Source organism: Myxococcus virescens, assembly GCF_900101905.1.
Taxonomy (GTDB): Bacteria; Myxococcota; Myxococcia; order Myxococcales; family Myxococcaceae; genus Myxococcus; species Myxococcus virescens.
Genome location: NZ_FNAJ01000002.1, coordinates 222,924 through 239,352, shown reverse-complemented (window position 1 = coordinate 239,352; position 16,429 = coordinate 222,924). Strand labels below are relative to the sequence as shown.

Annotated in this window: 16 protein-coding genes; 8 read left to right on the top strand and 8 right to left on the bottom strand. The window is 68.7% G+C overall.

Going from position 1 to position 16,429, the window contains the following annotated elements; all coding sequences use genetic code 11:
- Nucleotides 1-80: 80 nt before the first annotated feature.
- The 4 genes from BLU09_RS07610 to BLU09_RS07595 all read right to left on the bottom strand — a co-directional run bounded on the left by BLU09_RS07610 (nucleotide 81) and on the right by BLU09_RS07595 (nucleotide 2,785).
- Complete coding sequence (locus BLU09_RS07610) at nucleotides 81-740, bottom strand: HAD family hydrolase (protein WP_090487717.1); 660 nt, start codon at nucleotides 738-740, stop codon at nucleotides 81-83.
- 86 nt (nucleotides 741-826) lie between these two features.
- A complete protein-coding gene (locus BLU09_RS07605) occupies nucleotides 827-1,411 on the bottom strand; it encodes an ExbD/TolR family protein (protein ID WP_090487714.1) in 585 nt (194 codons plus the stop codon).
- Nucleotides 1,412-1,436: 25 nt separating this feature from the next.
- Nucleotides 1,437-1,925, bottom strand: coding sequence for an ExbD/TolR family protein (locus BLU09_RS07600; RefSeq protein WP_090487712.1), 489 nt, complete (start codon nucleotides 1,923-1,925; stop codon nucleotides 1,437-1,439).
- A 122-nt stretch (nucleotides 1,926-2,047) separates the two neighbouring features.
- Nucleotides 2,048-2,785: a MotA/TolQ/ExbB proton channel family protein gene (locus BLU09_RS07595; RefSeq protein WP_011556787.1), complete on the bottom strand. Its 738-nt coding sequence runs from the start codon at nucleotides 2,783-2,785 to the stop codon at nucleotides 2,048-2,050.
- Between the two features lie 325 nt (nucleotides 2,786-3,110).
- On the opposite strand from BLU09_RS07595, the gene BLU09_RS07590 reads away from it, so the two are divergent.
- Both BLU09_RS07590 and BLU09_RS07585 read left to right on the top strand, forming a co-directional pair.
- Nucleotides 3,111-4,001, top strand: a complete 891-nt coding sequence (locus BLU09_RS07590; protein ID WP_090487709.1) for a GspE/PulE/PilB domain-containing protein — start codon at nucleotides 3,111-3,113, stop codon at nucleotides 3,999-4,001.
- Nucleotides 4,002-4,133: 132 nt separating this feature from the next.
- Nucleotides 4,134-5,249 carry a bifunctional methionine sulfoxide reductase B/A protein gene (locus BLU09_RS07585; RefSeq protein ID WP_244171506.1) on the top strand — a complete coding sequence of 372 codons (1,116 nt, stop codon included), beginning with the start codon at nucleotides 4,134-4,136 and terminating at the stop codon, nucleotides 5,247-5,249.
- An 8-nt stretch (nucleotides 5,250-5,257) separates the two neighbouring features.
- Here the strand turns inward: BLU09_RS07585 and BLU09_RS07580 are convergent, their stop codons facing one another.
- From BLU09_RS07580 to BLU09_RS07570, 3 genes are read right to left on the bottom strand one after another with little or no spacing between them, the layout of a single operon-like run.
- Nucleotides 5,258-7,174: a GAF domain-containing sensor histidine kinase gene (locus tag BLU09_RS07580; protein ID WP_167371052.1), complete on the bottom strand. Its 1,917-nt coding sequence runs from the start codon at nucleotides 7,172-7,174 to the stop codon at nucleotides 5,258-5,260.
- Nucleotides 7,164-9,146, bottom strand: coding sequence for a GAF domain-containing sensor histidine kinase (locus BLU09_RS07575; protein ID WP_244171505.1), 1,983 nt, complete (start codon nucleotides 9,144-9,146; stop codon nucleotides 7,164-7,166). The genes BLU09_RS07580 and BLU09_RS07575 overlap by 11 nt, the downstream gene beginning before the upstream one ends.
- Before the next feature lie 54 nt (nucleotides 9,147-9,200).
- Nucleotides 9,201-10,865 carry a right-handed parallel beta-helix repeat-containing protein gene (locus BLU09_RS07570; RefSeq protein WP_244171504.1) on the bottom strand — a complete coding sequence of 555 codons (1,665 nt, stop codon included), beginning with the start codon at nucleotides 10,863-10,865 and terminating at the stop codon, nucleotides 9,201-9,203.
- Nucleotides 10,866-11,266: 401 nt separating this feature from the next.
- On the opposite strand from BLU09_RS07570, the gene queD reads away from it, so the two are divergent.
- The 6 genes from queD to BLU09_RS07540 all read left to right on the top strand — a co-directional run bounded on the left by queD (nucleotide 11,267) and on the right by BLU09_RS07540 (nucleotide 15,648).
- The gene (gene queD / locus BLU09_RS07565; protein WP_011556793.1) at nucleotides 11,267-11,629 is read left to right on the top strand and encodes a 6-carboxytetrahydropterin synthase QueD; all 363 of its coding nucleotides are present in this window, start codon (nucleotides 11,267-11,269) and stop codon (nucleotides 11,627-11,629) included.
- Between the two features lie 42 nt (nucleotides 11,630-11,671).
- Complete coding sequence (gene ydfG, locus BLU09_RS07560; protein WP_090487702.1) at nucleotides 11,672-12,421, top strand: bifunctional NADP-dependent 3-hydroxy acid dehydrogenase/3-hydroxypropionate dehydrogenase YdfG; 750 nt, start codon at nucleotides 11,672-11,674, stop codon at nucleotides 12,419-12,421.
- A 138-nt stretch (nucleotides 12,422-12,559) separates the two neighbouring features.
- Nucleotides 12,560-13,123, top strand: a complete 564-nt coding sequence (locus tag BLU09_RS07555; RefSeq protein ID WP_090487700.1) for a Uma2 family endonuclease — start codon at nucleotides 12,560-12,562, stop codon at nucleotides 13,121-13,123.
- A gap of 50 nt (nucleotides 13,124-13,173) precedes the next feature.
- A complete protein-coding gene (locus BLU09_RS07550) occupies nucleotides 13,174-13,617 on the top strand; it encodes a hypothetical protein (protein ID WP_090487697.1) in 444 nt (147 codons plus the stop codon).
- A 1-nt stretch (nucleotide 13,618) separates the two neighbouring features.
- On the top strand, nucleotides 13,619-14,743 hold the full coding sequence (locus tag BLU09_RS07545; protein ID WP_090487695.1) for an alpha/beta fold hydrolase: 1,125 nt from the start codon (nucleotides 13,619-13,621) through the stop codon (nucleotides 14,741-14,743).
- A complete protein-coding gene (locus BLU09_RS07540; RefSeq protein ID WP_090487692.1) occupies nucleotides 14,740-15,648 on the top strand; it encodes an alpha/beta fold hydrolase in 909 nt (302 codons plus the stop codon). The genes BLU09_RS07545 and BLU09_RS07540 overlap by 4 nt, the downstream gene beginning before the upstream one ends.
- 19 nt (nucleotides 15,649-15,667) lie before the next feature.
- Here the strand turns inward: BLU09_RS07540 and BLU09_RS07535 are convergent, their stop codons facing one another.
- On the bottom strand, nucleotides 15,668-16,417 hold the full coding sequence (locus tag BLU09_RS07535; protein ID WP_090488735.1) for a queuosine precursor transporter: 750 nt from the start codon (nucleotides 16,415-16,417) through the stop codon (nucleotides 15,668-15,670).
- Between the last annotated feature and the right edge of the window lie 12 nt (nucleotides 16,418-16,429).

Sequence of the window (16,429 nt, the reverse complement as noted above, 5' to 3'; positions counted from 1 at the left end):
CAACACACCGCTCAGGGTCGCCGCCCTCTACTCAACAGCGAAGCGGGACTGGAGTGCGCCCACGCGGGCCTTCTCCCTGTTCAAGGCCTGGCATCCCGCAGCGCCGCCAGCAACTCCGCCGCGGTGGCGGCCACCGCGCGCGCGCCGTGGGCCTTCAGCTCGTCCACCTCGCGGAAGCCCCAGGCCACGCCCACGCCGTACATCCCCGCCGCGCGCGCCGTGTCCATGTCGATGGAGGTGTCCCCCACGAAGCCGCAGGCCGCGGGCGGTACGCCCAGCTCCGAGGCCAACGCCAGCGCCGCCGTCGGGTCCGGCTTGCGCGGCAGCTCCGGCCGCTCACCGTACACGGCGGCGAAGGAGGCTTGCGGCAGCAGGCGTGCGACCAGGCGCTTCACGAAGTCGTCTGACTTGTTGCTGAGCACCGCCAGCTTCGCGCCCTGGGCGGCCAGCGCGGTCAGCATCTCCGGGATGCCCGGGTAGTGCGCGGTGCGGTCGAAGAGGTGGCCGTCGTAGTAGGCCTTGTAGGAGGCCAGCACCGGCTCGATGAGCGCGTCCTGCCCTGAAGGCACCGCCCGGCGAATCAACTCCCGGACACCGCTGCCCACGAAGCGCAGGTACGCGGACTCCGGATGGGTGGGCAGACCGTGGTGGGCCAGCGCGTGGTTCGTCGCATCGGCGATGTCCCCCAGCGAGTCCACCAGGGTTCCATCGAGGTCGAAGATGACGGCACGAAGCAGCATGAAGACGCGTCCTTCTTCAAAAACGAAAACGCCCTGGCCACGAGGACCAGGGCGTCGCGGGGCCCCAAGGCCCAATCACCTGGAAGCTACGGGGTGGCCTTGGTGCTGGCGGCCTTCACCGCCTCGGCATCGCCCGCCGTAATCACCGCGAAGTTGATGTTGTTGTAGCCCGCCGTGGCGCAGCTGAACATCACCCGCTTGATGATGGAGTACTCCACGTCCTTGTGGGCCTGGATGTTGATGTCGCCCTTGAAGGTGTTGGCCGTGTCCTGCGCCATGGAGTGGAGGTCCTCGTACTGCTTCTTCATGTCGCGGAGCTTCTCCTCCAGCGACGGGATGTTGAGGTACTCGTCCTTGGTGAAGTCCTCCACGCGGCCAATGATGGTGCCGGAGACGCTGATCTGATCACCGGAGACCATCACCACCGGGTGCATCTCCACTTCCTTGACGTTGACCGCCTCGGGAAGCTCGATGTCCTTGGTCATCATCAGCACCTCACCCGTCGCGGAGAAGTTCGCGATGAGGAAGAGCACGATGATGATGAACATGTCGACCAGCGGGGTGATGAGAAGGTCGGAGTAACCGCTCTTCTTCGCGGTCCCGCCGTGCCCGAACACCTTGGAGTGCTGGAGCCGCTTGCCGTATCGCTTGCCTGGAACCTGAATGGCCATGACGTGTCGTGAGCTCCTTGGGCGGCTAGCCCATCGCCGCGGACACCGACACCTGGGGCAGCCCAGCGCCGATGCACTCGTCAATGATGCGGACCAGGTCCTCGTAGCGGACCTTGTCTTCAGGTTGCAGGGTGATGGCGGACTGGTCCGGCAGCTGCGCCTTCAGTTCCTTGAAGCGCGCCACCAGCTTGGACAGGTCCGTCTTGCCCTTCGCATCCTTGGTGAGGGGAATCGGATCGAAGGCGCTCTGGTCCGCGGACAGCCGCAGCTCCGTGGGCGTGATGAGCAGGTTGAGCTGGACCGTCTTGGTCTGCTCTTCCTGCTGCTGCTCCTCCTCCGTGGAGGGGCCACCCGCCTGCGAAACCTGGAGCCGGCCAATCTGGGTCCAGACCGCCGTCAGGATGAGGAAGCTGATGGTCACCGCCATCAGGTCGATGAATGCCGTGAGGTTGATAGAGGTGTCGAGCGACTTCTTGCCGCCTTTGCCTCCACCTGTGTCCATTCCGCCGGCCATGGCGTTCTTCTCCTTCGGCCGCGCTCAGTGAGCGTCGGTGAGACTGATGGAAGCGCGCCGCGCGTCCCCACATCCGTGGGGACAGGACAGCGCGCCCGGACTCCGGGTTCCCGAAGGACTTCCTACTCCTCGTCGCGAGCCGCCGTGGGGACGTTCAGGTTCTTGAACTTGTCCTTGTTGGCCACGATGAGGTTGAGGACGGAGACGCTGGTCTCGTTGATGTCGTTGATGAGGCTCTGCGTGCGGCCCGTCAGCACGGAGAAGGAGATCAGCGCCGGGATGGCCGTGAGCAGACCGAAGCCGGTGCAGTTCATGGCTTCAGAGATACCGATGGCGAGAATCGCCGCCTTGTCGGCCGGGTTCACGTTGGCCACGGCCTCGAAGCAGGCGATGAGACCGGACACCGTTCCGAGCAGACCGGCGAGCATCGCCGCGTTGCCGAGCATGGCGAGGTAACCGGTGCGGGCCTCGATCTTCGGCGTCTCGCGGAGGCTGGCCTCGTCGAGCGCGGCCTGGACCTCGTCGTTGCCCTTCGGAACGTTCATCAGACCGGCCTTGATGACGTTCGTCAGCGGCGTGGACTTCTGGCCGGCCACGTAGTTGATGGCCTTGTCCAGGTCACCCGCGTAGATGTGCTTCTTCAGGCCACGCAGGAAGGCCTCCTTGTTGATGGAGGCCTTGCCGAAAAGGATGATGCTTCGCTCGACCATGATGGCGAGTGCCACGATGAGGCAGGCGGCGATGGGGTACATACCCCACTGGCCGGCCTCCCAGCGCATGGCGATTTCTTCGAAGAAGCCCCGCTGAGGGCCGCCGACATTCGCCAGCACGGTCAGGTTCGTCACAGACGCCAGGTCCATCGAGTGTTGCCTCCACAGGCAGCTTGGCCCGCTCTAGCGGACCTTCCAGACCTGACGTCCCCCCGAGCGGACGGTCCACCCGGTTGGGCGGCAGGAATGGATGTTGAAAACGGTGTGCCGACTTTAGGAATGGGCGTGTGGGGTGTCAAGGTAGGGGCAGCGCCGTTAAGTGCTGAAATCTCACAGGAATTTTGCGCTGAACCCCCTCTTGCCAGGCCGTCCTCCAAGCAGCAGCGCGGGCATTTTCGGGGGTATTCCCAAGTGCCTCCAGATGTGACACCGCGCTTGCTTCCTGGGTTTCGTCGCGCGTGTTAAGGCCGGATTCATGGCGAGGAAGCGCATTGGCGAGCTCCTGTTGGAGCAGCGGGCGATCAGCGTCGCCCAGCTCGAGGCGGGGCTCGCGGCTCACCGGAAATCAGGACAGCGTCTGGGGGCCACCCTCATCGCGCAGGGTGCCATCACGGAGGCCACGCTCGCGGACGCGCTGAGCCAGGCCCTGGGGTTGCCGCGAGTGGACCTCGCGGCCACCACGCCGGAGTGGGCGGCGGTGCACATGCTGCGCGCGCGCTTCTGCGAACAGCACGACTTGTTCCCCATCGCACTGGAGAGCACAGGCGGGCGCAAACAGCTCGTGGTGGCGATGAGCGATCCGCTCAACGTGACGGCGGTGGAGGAGATTGAGTTCACCACCGGCCTCAAGGTCAGCCCGCGCGTGGCGCCGCTGTCCACCGTGCGCGGCGCCATCCTCCGCTACTACCACAAGGTGCCGGTGGCCTCGCCCTCCGCCAGCCGCCCCGCGCCCGCGAGGCCCGCCGCGAAGCCGGTGCAGGCCGCGCCGCCGGTGACACGCCCCACGGCGCCGCCGTCCGAAGAGGATGACGACGAGGAGGTCATCATCGGCGAGGAGCTGCCGCCCGGCGAGGCGACGCAGCGCACGTCCCTGGCGGAGCTGATTCGCGCCCGCGAGGAGCAGAGCAGGCAGAAGCGCGGACAGGGCGGCGCCGCGAAGCCCAAGGCCGCGGTGGCGAACACGGGCGGCGTGCTGGACGACTTGGACTACCTCTTCGGACAAGCGCGAGAAGACCCCGACCGCGTCGAGGAGCTGGAGCGGAAGTTCTGGGCGCTGATGCGCATCATGGCGCGCAAGGGCCTGCTCACGAACGAGGAGTTCACCCGCGAGCTGGACGACGAGGACAAGGCCAGCGGCGAGTCGTGACGATGCGCCGGGACGCCCGCCTGCATGCCCGGCGGGCCGAGGCCCGGTGTCACCGCCTCTGAAACCACCTGGGGGCCTCGCGCGTACACACAGAAGCACCCGCGCTCGCGGGAACTTCCGGAGACCGCGTCCATGCCCACCGCCTCCACGTCCTCGTCCCTGGCCCGTCGGCTCATGCCCCTGGCCCTTGCCGCGCTCGCCGTGCTGTCCGCGTGCACCGAGGCCCGCGGGGCCGCGCCCACCGCGCCAGGCCCCACCATCCAGGACACCCGCCGCTACGAGAAGCCCTCGGACGCCGACTTGCGGCGCACCTTGTCCCCGCTGGCCTATGAGGTGACGCAGAAGGGCGCCACGGAGCCCGCCTTCCGCAATCCCCTGTGGAACCACCACGACGAGGGCCTCTACGTCGACGTGGTGAGCGGCGAGCCCCTCTTCTCCTCGCGCGACAAGTTCGACTCCGGCACCGGCTGGCCCAGCTTCACTCGCCCGGTGGACAGCGCTCGCGTCGTCGAGAAGCGGGACAGCACACAGGGCATGGAGCGTGTGGAGGTGCGCTCGAAGGCCGCGGGCTCACACCTGGGCCACCTCTTCGGAGACGGCCCCGCGCCCGCGAAGACGCGCTACTGCATCAACTCCGCGGCCCTGCGCTTCGTCGCGGTGAATGACCTGGCGAAGGAGGGTTATGGGGCCTGGCTGCCACTCTTCGGCCGCCCCGCTCCGGCCGCCGCCACGAAGCGCCAGGACGCCTCGCCCTTCACGGAGACAGCGCTGCTGGCGGGTGGGTGCTTCTGGGGCATGGAGGACCTGCTGCGCAAGATTCCCGGCGTCGTCCAGACGGAGGTGGGCTACACGGGCGGCTCCAGCGCCTTCCGCAATCCCACGTATCACGACGTGAGCTCCGGCAAGACGGGGCACGCCGAAGCCGTGCGCGTCGTGTTCGACCCCACCCGGCTGACGTACGAGACGCTGCTGGAGCAGGGGTTCTTCCGCATGCACGACCCGACGACGCTCAACCGTCAGGGCAATGACGTGGGCACGCAGTACCGCTCCGCCATCTTCTACCTGTCCGACGCCCAGAAGCGCGTCGCCGAGCAGGTGAAGGCGCGGGTGGATGCCTCCAAGAAGTGGCCCCGGCCCGTCGTCACGCAGATTGTGCCCGCGGGCGCCTTCACCCCCGCCGAGGACTATCACCAGGACTACCTGGTGAAGAACCCGGGCGGCTACACCTGCCACTACATGCGGGACTGAGCGCGGGCTCAGCCCTGCTGAAGCGGCAGGCGCACGATGAAGGTGGTGCCCTCGCCCATGGTGCTCTCCACCGTCAGCCGGCCACCGTGGTTCTCCACGATGCCCTGGCAGATGGAGAGCCCCAAGCCGGTGCCCCGCCCTTCCGGCTTGGTGGTGAAGAAGGGCTCGAAGATGCGCTGCAGGTGCTTGGGCTCGATGCCCGTGCCCGTGTCGCGCACCTTCACCACCGCGTCCTGCCCGTCACGGCCCGTGGCCAGGATGACGGAGCCTCCCGGCGGCATCGCGTGGCACGCGTTGGTGATGAGGTTGACGAACACCTGCACCAGGTTGGCGCGCACGGCGGACAGGGGCGGCAGGTCGATGTACTCGCGCTGGATGCTGACGCGCGCCTGGGCCACCACGTGCTCGCAGAAGCCCACCGCCATGTCCACGATGGCGTTGAGTTGCACCCGCTCCGGCCGGTCCTGCGCCGGGCGCGCGTAGCTGACCAGGTCTCGCGTGAAGCGGAGGATGCGGTGGCTGCTCTCCAGGATTTTGCGCAGCTTCTCCTGGTCCGCCGGGTTGGCCCCCGGCGTCATCCGCGAGCGCTGGAGCAGCGCGTCCGCGTACGTGGCCACCGCCGTCATCGGGTTGTTGATTTCGTGCACCACGCTGGCGGCGAGCTGACCGATGGAGGCCAGCTTCTCCGCGTGGATGATGCGCTTCTCCAGCTCCTTCACCACCGTGATGTCCTGACCGATGGCGATGACGCCCTCCACCTCCCCGTGCTGGGAGAGCTTGGAGGAGGTCGCGAAGGAGACGCGCACCTCCGCGCCGCTGCTCGTCAGCAGCCGCGTCTCGAAGCTGTTCACCGGCTCGCCGCGAATCGCCGCGGCGATGAGCTGGTTGAGCCGCAGGTGCTCGCTCTCCGGGATGAGCCAGAAGAAGTCCCGGCCCAGCACCTCTTCCTTGCCGAAGCCGGTGAGCGCGCTCAGCGCCTGGTTGAAGACGACGACCTGCTTGTCCCGGTTCGCCACCAGGATGAGGGCGTTGGCCTTCTCCAGCAGGTCCTCCAGGTACTTGCGGACGAACGTCAGCTCATCGATGAGCTTCGCGTTCTTCACCGCCACCGCCACCTGGTTGGCGAGCTGGAGCAGCACGCGCTCGTCATGCGGCACGTCGGAGACGAAGTCCGCCGGGTACTCCATGTTGATGGCGCCGAAGAGTTGCCCGCTGGCAACCAGCGGCGCGCTCACGCCGTGGGTGCTGTCCTGGAACAGCAGCGGGACTTCGCCCAGCACCGCCACGCGGTCCACGGGCAGGGACGCGCGGTCCAGGCTCGTCTTCTCCACCGCGCGCTCCATCAGCACCAGCGGCTCGTGCGCGCCTTCCTTCAGCCGCCCCTCCGCGTAGAGCGACGTGAGGCCGCCCGTCCGCGAGTCGGTGATGCGGATGCAGAACGAACGCCCGGGGAACAGCTCCTTCACGCCGCGAGCCACCGCGGCGACCAGCTCCTCCTCGCCGCCGGCCTCGGCCACGCTGCGGCCCAGGTCCAACAGCACGCCTTCGGTGCGCGCCTGCTCCAGAAGGGCCCGCTCCGCCACCACCAGCCGGTTGCGAGACAGCTCCGGCTCGTTGCGCGCGCGGACGGCCACCACGTCGCCCCGGCGGGACAGCGTCAACACCACGCCGGGCAGGTCGGGCAAGAGCTCCACGTCGCAGCTGGCGCCATCCGCCGGCACGCTGGCGCCGGCCAGGGTGCGCGCCACCTCCTCCACGGCCACGTGCTGGTCGGCGCAGAAGCGGCGGAAGGCGTCGTTGACGGCGACCAGGCGCAGGGCCGGGTCACACATGGCCGCGGGGGCGTCGAGCGCCTCGAACAGGGCCTGGAAGGACTCGGGGGCAGGGCCGCCGGCGATGCGCACGGCGCGGGTCTCAGTCTTCATGGGAGGTGGCCTTGTCCAGGTCGAGAATCTGTTGCGCCCCCATGTAGGACTTCGTTTCGTAGCGGGTAATCTTGCCAATCTTCCGGACGATTTCCGCCATGCGCTCCGCCTCGCGGTAGATGATGTCCACCGGCTTCCAGGCGAAGTCGTCTTCCTTCAGCTTCCGCTTCAGCAGCTCGGCATAGCCCATCACCGAGGTGAGCGGCTGGTTCAGCTCGTGCGCGGCGGTGCCCGCGAGCGCGACGATGACCGCGCTCTTCTCGCTCTCCTCCAGCCGCGTCTCCACGTCGGACAGCTTGCGCTCCAGCTGCATGCGCGCGCGCATGTCCGTGAAGATGCCCACGCTGAACACCTCACGGCCCCCTTCATAGACGATGGAGGCCGTCATGTTCACCGGCACCCTCTCACCGGAGCGATGCACCAGTTCCTCCCGGATGAGGGAAAGCCGGCCCTTGCCGCCGTGCTCGGGCGCCCGAATCATGGCCATCACCCGCTTCGCCACGCCCGGCGGATAGAGCTGGTGCACGGAGAGGCCGCCGCCCAGAGCCTCCTGCGCGGTGTAGCCGCACAGCGCCTCCGCGCCCTTGTTGAAGAGGATGATGCGCCCCTTCAGGTCCGCCGCGATGATGGCGTCCACCGACGAGTCGATGAGCCGCTCCAGGAAGTCCTTCGTCTGGAGCAGCTCGTCCTCCAGCCTTCGCGCGTCCGTGACGTCGCGGAAGGAGAGGATGGTGGCCGCCTCCTCGTCGCGCAGCGGCGCCGCGGACATGGACAGCGTCAGGCGGCGTCCCGTGCGGGTGCACACCTGCACGTCCGCGCCGGAGCGGGCCTCGCCGCGCGCGGCGGTGGTCACCAGTTCCATCAGCACGTTCTCATCCACCGGCTGAGTCACATGGTGCAGGTGACGGCCCCGCGCGTCCGGCGCATCCACGTCCAGCATGGCCGCGCCGGACGGATTCAGCGACAGCACGCAGGCCTTGTCGTCGAGGATGGCCACGCCTTCACTGACGTGCGCGAAGAAGAGCTGGTACGGCTTGAACGAGGCCGCCTGCTCCTCCGCGGCCAGACGGGCCGTCTTCTCCGCCTCCGTCTGCCCGCGCACGGACTGGAGCACGGACGCGTTGCGCAGGGCCACCGCGGTGGCGTGCGCCACGGTGGTGAGGAAGTCGATCTCCCGCGGCGTGAAGGTGCGCCGCCGTCCCGCCGCGCGCAGCAGCAGCACGCCGCGCACCTGCCCGCGGATGGGCAACGGCAGCGCGGCGATGGCGTGGATGCCCCGGGCGGCCACCGCGCGCCGCTCCACGTCCCCCAACAGCGGGTGGGTGGAGGCCTCCTGCATCACCACCGGCTTGCCCGTTCGCATCACCTCGCGAATCTCGGGGTAGCGCGACAGGTCGATGCGCAGGTCCTTGAGCGTGGGGTCGTCGCTGGCGGCGACGATGATGCCCTCATCCGCGCTGCGCCCCAGCATCACCAGCGTGGCGCGCGCGATGTCCAGCTTCTCCGCCAGCCGCCGGGTGACGCCGTGCAGCAGCGCCTCCACGTCCGACGTCTCCGCGTAGTCCGCCGTCAGCTCCAGCAGGAGCGCCAGGTCCTCCTGGCTGCGCGCCTGTTCCTCGCGCTCCACGTGGCGCTCGGCGGCGCACTGGAGCCGCCAGGCCAGCTCGTGCATGGCCACCGGCACGGTGAGGACGTCCGCCGGCTTGAAGGACTGCGCCTCGGCGAAGTGGCGTTCGCCCGGTGCCACCAGCACCACCAACGTGAGGTGGGCGGCGAGGGCGGCGTCCACCAGGGCCTGCCCCGCGGCGAGCCCTCCCGGCGCGGTGAGGTCCACCAGCGCCAGGGAGGCCTCTTCGAGACCGCCCACCACCCGTAGACCCGCACGCGCGGCGGCCGCGGCCAGCAGCTCCCGCGCGGGTGAGTCCGAGGGCACCAGGGAGATGCCTGATACGAATTCCAGCGAGGACGGCACGTGGAGAGTGGGGTCCAGGGCAGAAGGGGCCCCCACTCTACACGCCCTGAGGGCTCAGGGGCAGTCCGACTCGAAAGCGCCCTGGTCCGGGCCCGGTCCGCACCAGGTCAACCCCAGCGACAGCCCCGCGTTGAGGGCGGGGGAACCCGCCCCCAGGCGGAAGTCCCCGGTGTCGATGTTGACGAAGCCAGGGGCCTTCTCCTGGGAGCGGCCGTCCAGCCCGCTCTGCGAGCACCACTGCGAGAAGCCCATGTCCACGCCGTTCAGCCGGAAGAGGGCCGAGCCCGAATTGCGGAAGTAGAGGTTGGCGTCCACCACCGCCCCTGAGCGCCCGGGGCCGCCGCGCACCGCCACCCCACAGCCGGAGAAGACGTTGTTGCGCACATCCAGGCTGGCGCTGGCCCCGGTGTCGCCATGGCCGAAGGTGAGGCACGGCCCGGGCATGTTCCAGACGGTGTTGTGATGGACCTTCACGTTCGACGTCGTGTCCACGCGGATGCCGCTGCCCTCCTCACCGCCGCCCAGGCCGTCCCGCACCAGGTTGCGGCGGATGACGATGTTGGTGGGCGGCGAGCCCTGGCGCACCCCGCCGATGCTGATGGCGCGGCCGTTGTTGTAGAAGACGTTGTCCTCCAGGGTGACGTCCTTCGCGGACAGGTGCACCACCACGCCCTCGCCGCGCGAAGTGGATGACGTCTTGTGGCCCCAGATGATGTTGCCGCGCAGCGTGACGCGGGTGCACGTCTTCACGTCGACGCCATTCTCCCGGTTCTCGTGCAGCTCGTTGTCCTCCACCAGGAGGTTGTCGAAGGGCGTGCCGGAGATGGTGGCGCCGCCCTCCGGGCCGATGCACTGCACCGCGTCCCCGGAGTTGTGGTGGATGTCGTTGCCACGCACCACCACGTTGCGCGCCGTCGTCTGGACGATGACGCCGTGGCTGTCATCTCCGTTGCGGTTGAAGTGGGAGATGGTGTTCCCCTCGATGAGGACATCACTGGCCTTCTCGCACACGTTGACGCCCGCGCCCGCGGTGCCGTTCTTCAGCGTGGAGCCGCGCAGCACGCCGTGGTGGGAACCCACGCCGCGGAACAGCACCGCGAAGGAGGCAGTGCCCGCCGCGTCTATGGTGAGCCCCTCGATGCTCCAGTACGCACCGCGCACGTCCACCATGGCGGAGCCGCTGCCGGACGGCTTCAGCACCGGCGTCGCGCCCGGCGCGGCCCGCAGCGTGAGCAGGTTGGACGCCGAGCCCCCCTTCTCCTCCAGCTTGAGGCGCTCGGCGTAGGTGCCCGTCTTCAGGTAGATGGCCTCGCCCGGCCGCACCAACGCCAGCGCGCGCGTCACCGTCCGCAGCGGCGCCGCCTCCGTGGCGGAAGCACTGTCACTGCCGTTGGGCGCCACCCAGAGGATGCGCGAGTACTGGGGCGCGGGTTCAGGCGGAGGCTCCGGTTCTGGCTGGGGTTGGGGCTCGGGCTGAGTCGGCGGATCCGGGATGTCGACGATGACGGGCGGAGGCTCCGACGTTCCAGGGCTCGTCGTGTCGTCGTCATCGTGGGTGGGAGGCGTGCCAGGAACGGACGGGGTGCCCGTCGACGGCGTCTCGCTGGAGCCCGGAGGCGAGCCACTTTCCTGGGTGAGCTCCCCCTTCCCATTGCAGGCCAACAAGGACAGCAGGGCAGCGGAGCAGAGGGCCGTGGACCACGGCGAGCGGTTGCGCATCCTGGCGGACTCCTGGTGTGGGTCGCGGCGCGGGAGGCGCTCGCGAGGACGGCCGCCAATTCCGAGCCCCGCGCTGTTCATTCCCTCCGAGCGCGGCAACCCCTGCCTGCCGGGACGTAGAGGGAGGAGACAGGAAACGTGGTTTCGCGGGGTTGGGACGGATGCTCCGCCTCACCGACAGGTGGGCCTTCGCGGGGAGCTGGAGTGTGATGTGTGCAACGCGCGCGGGAATATTCCCGGGGATTTTTCACACAGAGCGAAGGGCCGAGCCGGGCGTCCCCGGGCGCGTGGGCGCGCGGCGGGGCGAGACATGCCGGTGTATCAGGGAGGCAGGGCGTACCTTGACGCCAGGAGGAACGCGCGGGATATGAGCCGCCTTCCACCCGCTGTCAGGAGACGCCTTGGACATCTTCAAGGAATTCACCTTCGAAGCCGCGCACCGGCTTCCCAACGTGCCGCCCGGGCACAAGTGCAGCCGGCTTCACGGCCACAGCTACCGGGTGGAAATCCACGTGCGTGGCCCGGTGGGCTCGCAGTCCGGGTGGGTGATGGACTTCTCCGACATCAAGGAGGCCTTCGAGCCCCTGCGGCTGAAGCTGGACCACTACTACCTCAATGAGGTGGAAGGCCTGGAGAACCCCACCAGCGAGAACCTGTCGCGGTGGATCTGGAAGCGCCTGCGTCCGGGCCTGCCCCTGCTCAGCCGGGTGGTGGTCCGCGAGACGTGCACCAGTGGCTGCATCTATCAAGGCGAAGACGACTGACACGCCGGGCCCTCGCGGGGCTGGCTCCACGAGGGGACTGCCATGAACGTTCTGATTACCGGGGCCACCGCGGGATTCGGCCTGGCCATTGCCCGCCGCTTCATCCAGGACGGCGCGCGCGTCATCGCCTCCGGGCGGCGCACCGAGCGGCTGGAGGCCCTGCGCGCGGAGCTGGGCGAGCGGGTGCTCCCCTTGACGCTCGACATCACGGACCGTGAGGCCGTGGAGCGGGCCATCCGCTCGCTGCCGTCGGAGTTCGCCGAGGTGGACGTGCTGGTCAACAACGCGGGCCTGGCGCTGGGGTTGGACCTGGCGCAGTCGGCCCGCGTGGAGGACTGGGACACGATGGTGGACACCAACGTGAAGGGCCTCCTGTACTGCACGCACGCGGTGCTGCCCGGCATGGTGGCGCGCAACCGGGGCCACGTCGTCAACATGGGCTCGGTGGCGGCGGAGTGGCCCTACCCGGGCGGCAACGTGTACGGCGCCACCAAGGCCTTCGTGCACCAGTTCAGCCTCAACCTCCGCGCGGACCTGCACGGCACCGCCGTGCGCGTGACGGACATCGAGCCCGGGCTGGTGGGCGGCACGGAGTTCTCCAACGTCCGCTTCAAGGGCGACGACGCGCGCGCGGCGTCCGTCTACGCCAACACCCAGGCGCTGACGCCCGAGGACATCGCGGACGCGGTGCACTGGGTGGCCACGCGGCCCGCGCACGTGAACATCAACGTCATGTCGCTGATGCCGGTGTCACAGTCCTTCGGGCCCCTGCCGGTGAAGCGACAGGGCTGAGCCAGGGGGACCTCTGGGGTTTCCTCCTTATCGGAGGATGTCAGAGGTATGGCGCATGCTCGACACATGAGCGAAGCCATCCATGCGGGAGAGGCAGTCCGGCTTGCGAGGTCCCAGACATGGCCCCATTCTGGGCGCATGGGTGACAAGCCACCGCCGGAGCAGGTGTACGAGGCGTTGGAGCGCCTCCCCCCGCACGTCGTCGGGGAAATCATCGAGGGTGAGCTGCATGTCAGCCCCCGTCCGAGGATGCTTCACGGCAGGGCCGCCATCCGGCTCAGCCAGCAACTGGCGCCGTTCGACCCGGAGCTCGGAGCGGAAGGCCCGGGCGGCTGGGTCATCCTCCCGGAGCCTGAGCTCCACCTGGGCGGCAACGTGCTCGTGCCAGACCTCGCCGGGTGGCGGCGCGAACGCATGCCAGAGATTCCAGACGTGACGGGCGTGGAACTCGTCCCCGACTGGCTCTGCGAAGTCCTGTCCCCCTCCACCGAAGCCCTGGACCGTTCGAGGAAGATGACGATCTACGCCCGCGAGGGCGTGAACCATCTGTGGTTCGTGGACCCGCGCATTCAGTTGCTTGAGGTCTATCGTCGGGAAGGCAACCACTGGCAGCGCCTGGGCGCGTACACCGGTAGCGCCCATGTCCATGCCGAGCCCTTCGAGGCACGCAAGTTGAATCTTGGTTCACTTTGGGAGCGATAGAGCCAGGCAGCGGCGTCCCCTGCGCCGCGCCTTGAGATAACCTGCCGGCCATGAGTCATCCGGAACGACCGCCGCCGTCCCAGGGGCTCCTCGCCCGCGGACTGAAGCTGCTGGGCCACCTCACCCACCCGGACACGCGCACCGGCAAGGTCTTCACCCGCGCCGAGGAGGGCCTCACCCGCGCGGCCGCCAAGGTCACCGAGAGCCCCGCGTACCTGCGCGTGAGCGGCTCTCTCATGCGCCAGGGCTTCAACGCCCGCATCCGCCGCAATGGCCTGGTGGAAGGCGCGCTGCGCACCCTGCGCCTGCCCACCACCTCCGAGGTGGAGAACCTGCGCGACCAGCTCCGCCGGATGAATGACCAGGTGGAGGCGCTCGGCACCCAGTTGGAACTGGTGGTGGACCTGCTCCACCGTCAGGAAGGCGCGGAGCCCGAGCCTGAGTCTCCCGAGCCCACGCCCAAGGAGCGCGCGCCCTCCAAGCGCCGCCGCTGACATGACCGCGTCCACGCCCCAGCGCCTTCGCTCCTTCGTCACCGGGCAGGTCGAGCTGACCCGCGCCGTCGCACACGCGCTCAAGTCGCGGCCCTTCAATCCGTACCCGTACCTCAAGCCCTTCATCGAAAGGGCCTCGGGCGTGCGCGAGCCGCCCATCAGCGCCACGCCGCACACCGTCGTGTACACGCGCGGCAGCATGCGGCTGCTGCGCTACGCGGCCCCGCGCCGGCGCCACCGCACGCCCATCCTCTTCGTCTATTCGCTCATCAATCGCTGGTACATCCTCGACTTCCTTCCAGGGCGCAGCCTCATCGAGCACCTCACCCGCGAGGGCTATGACGTCTACGCCATCGACTGGGGCGTACCGGGACAGGACGAGGAGCGGCTCACGTGGGATGACCTGCTCGGCGGGCTCATCCAGACGGCGGTGCGGTGGACGCTGCGCGTGAGCAAGAGCCGGGATTTGACGCTCTACGGCTACTGCATGGGCGGCACCATGGCCCTGGCGTACACGTCCCTGTACCCCGAGGGCATCCGCAACCTCGTGGCCCAGGCCACGCCGGTGGACTTCAGCAAGGGTGGCCTCTACACGCTGTGGACGTCCGCCAACCACTTCGACGTGGACTCGCTGGTGGACGCCTACGGCAACGTGCCCACGCCGGTGCTGGAGAGCGGCTTCCTCATGGCCGCGCCGGTGCAGCGCCTCACCCGGTGGCTGGAGGTGTGCCGCCGCATCGACGACCCGGAGTTCGTCACCACGTTCCTGGCCATGGAGCGCTGGGGCGCGGACCCCGTGCCCTTCCCGGGTGAGGTGTACCGGCAGTACATCAAGGACTGCTACCAGCAGAACCTCTTCCCCCAGGGCCTCATGGAAGTGGGCGGCGAGCGCGTGGACCTGAGCCACATCCAGTGCGCCATCCTCAACGTCATCGCCGAGCACGACACCATCGCGCTGCCGGCGATGAGCGAGCCGCTGCCCTCCCTGGTCAGCTCGAAGGACTGTGAGACGCGGCGCTACCCCGTGGGCCACATTGGCCTGTCCGCCTCCAGCAAGGGCGCGACGAAGGTGTGGCCCTCTATTTCCGCGTGGATTGGCGCGCGCTCGAAGCCGATGGAACCATGAACGCCTCGTCCGACACCGAAGCCATGGGCGTGCAGGTCCGCGAAGGCACCGTCCACCTGCGGGATGGCCGGCGGCTCGCGTACGTCGAGTCTGGAGACTTGAGCGGCCTGCCCGTGTTCTTCATCCACGGCAACCCGGGCTCGCGCCACATGCGTCACCCGGATGACCGGCTCACTCACGCGCTGGGCGTGCGCCTCATCACCCCGGACCGGCCGGGCTATGGCCTGTCGGACTACCAGCCCGGGCGCACGCTGCTCGACTTCCCGGATGACTTGGAGCAGCTGGCCAACGCGCTGAGGATTGGCCGCTTCGCCCTCTTCGGCGTGTCCGCGGGCGGGCCCTACGTCGCCGCGTCCGCGTGGAAGCTGGGCGAGCGCATCACCCGCGCGGCGCTCGTGTCCGGCGCGGCGCCCCTGGCCCGGCCGGGCGCCATGGCGGGCGTGAACCGGGACTACCGCAACGCGTACAGCATGGCCGCGTGGCCGGAGTGGCTACTGCATCCATTGATGGCCATGCATGACCGGCAGGTGCGCGCCAATCCCGCGCGAGCGCTGGCGGGCCTGCGCTCCCAGGCGTCGGCGGATGACCGCGCGGTGCTCGCGGACCCGCGCATCGCCGCGCAGGTGCAGGGCTGGCGGTATGAGGCCACGCGCAAGGGCGTAGCGGGCATGCGGCGCGAGGCGCACATCCTCGCGCAGCCGTGGAACGTCCCCCTGGAGGAGATTCGGACGGAGGTGGACCTCTGGTACTGGGAGGGAGACAGCATTGTCCCGCCGCAGATGGGACGGTACCTCGCGAACCGGATTCCGCGCGCGGTGCCCCGCTTCTTCCCTGGCGGCGGGCACTTCTCCATCTTCTCCCACTGGACGGACATCCTCACGCCGCTGGTGCAGCAGGGAAGCTGAGCCACTGAGCCCCACGCGCTCAGGCGGCGCGGGGCTGCTCCTCCTGGGTGACGGGCGGCGCGGGCGGGGCAATGGGTTCGCCGTTCTCCCCCAGCACCACGGGGGCTATGCCCAGCTTGCGCTCGACGAAGGCGTGGCCCAGGTAGATGAAGGGCGTCAGGCCCACCGCGACCAGCAACTTCACCACGTAGGACGTGTAGATGATGCTGAGGATGGTGGCGTTGGGCAGCACGCCCGTCCACGCCACGTACTGCACCACCACCGTGTCGAGGAGCTGCGACACCAGCGTGGAGCCCGTCGCCCGCACCCACAAGAACCGGTTGCGCGTCAGTCGCTTGAGCCCGTTGAAGATGGCGATGTCGCAGAACTGGCCCACCAGGTACGCCATCATCGACGCGACGAGGAAGCGCTGTGAGCCGGCGAAGACGTTGTTGAACGAGCCTTCCACCGTCCCCGTGAAGTCCGGCGCACGCGTCAGCGGCGCCCACGGCACCTGCACGGCCATGGCAATCACCACGACCGCGAAGATGGCCATGAAGAAGCCCACCCACGTCACGAAGCGGGCCGCCTTCTTCCCGTAGAACTCGTTGAGGATATCCGTGAGGAGGAACGTCACCGGGAAGGGCAGGATGCCGATGGACATCACCGCCACCACCGGCCCCACCTTCGCCTCGAACAGCTTCACGCTGATGATGTCGCCCACCACCAGCGAGGTGACGAACACCCCCACCAACACCACGAAGAGCTGAAACCGTCTATCGAGGAGCATCTCGTCGTTCTC

What these genes read in the sequence shown, in the direction of transcription:
- BLU09_RS07610 (WP_090487717.1), bottom strand. Translation starts at nt 740, where the DNA reads ATGCTGCTTCGTGCCGTCATCTTCGACCTCGATGGAACCCTGGTGGAC.
- BLU09_RS07605 (WP_090487714.1), bottom strand. Translation starts at nt 1,411, where the DNA reads ATGGCCATTCAGGTTCCAGGCAAGCGATACGGCAAGCGGCTCCAGCAC.
- BLU09_RS07600 (WP_090487712.1), bottom strand. Translation starts at nt 1,925, where the DNA reads ATGGCCGGCGGAATGGACACAGGTGGAGGCAAAGGCGGCAAGAAGTCG.
- BLU09_RS07595 (WP_011556787.1), bottom strand. Translation starts at nt 2,785, where the DNA reads ATGGACCTGGCGTCTGTGACGAACCTGACCGTGCTGGCGAATGTCGGC.
- BLU09_RS07590 (WP_090487709.1), top strand. Translation starts at nt 3,111, where the DNA reads ATGGCGAGGAAGCGCATTGGCGAGCTCCTGTTGGAGCAGCGGGCGATC.
- BLU09_RS07585 (WP_244171506.1), top strand. Translation starts at nt 4,134, where the DNA reads ATGCCCACCGCCTCCACGTCCTCGTCCCTGGCCCGTCGGCTCATGCCC.
- BLU09_RS07580 (WP_167371052.1), bottom strand. Translation starts at nt 7,174, where the DNA reads ATGAAGACTGAGACCCGCGCCGTGCGCATCGCCGGCGGCCCTGCCCCC.
- BLU09_RS07570 (WP_244171504.1), bottom strand. Translation starts at nt 10,865, where the DNA reads ATGCGCAACCGCTCGCCGTGGTCCACGGCCCTCTGCTCCGCTGCCCTG.
- ydfG (WP_090487702.1), top strand. Translation starts at nt 11,672, where the DNA reads ATGAACGTTCTGATTACCGGGGCCACCGCGGGATTCGGCCTGGCCATT.
- BLU09_RS07555 (WP_090487700.1), top strand. Translation starts at nt 12,560, where the DNA reads ATGGGTGACAAGCCACCGCCGGAGCAGGTGTACGAGGCGTTGGAGCGC.
- BLU09_RS07550 (WP_090487697.1), top strand. Translation starts at nt 13,174, where the DNA reads ATGAGTCATCCGGAACGACCGCCGCCGTCCCAGGGGCTCCTCGCCCGC.
- BLU09_RS07545 (WP_090487695.1), top strand. Translation starts at nt 13,619, where the DNA reads ATGACCGCGTCCACGCCCCAGCGCCTTCGCTCCTTCGTCACCGGGCAG.
- BLU09_RS07540 (WP_090487692.1), top strand. Translation starts at nt 14,740, where the DNA reads ATGAACGCCTCGTCCGACACCGAAGCCATGGGCGTGCAGGTCCGCGAA.
- BLU09_RS07535 (WP_090488735.1), bottom strand. Translation starts at nt 16,417, where the DNA reads ATGCTCCTCGATAGACGGTTTCAGCTCTTCGTGGTGTTGGTGGGGGTG.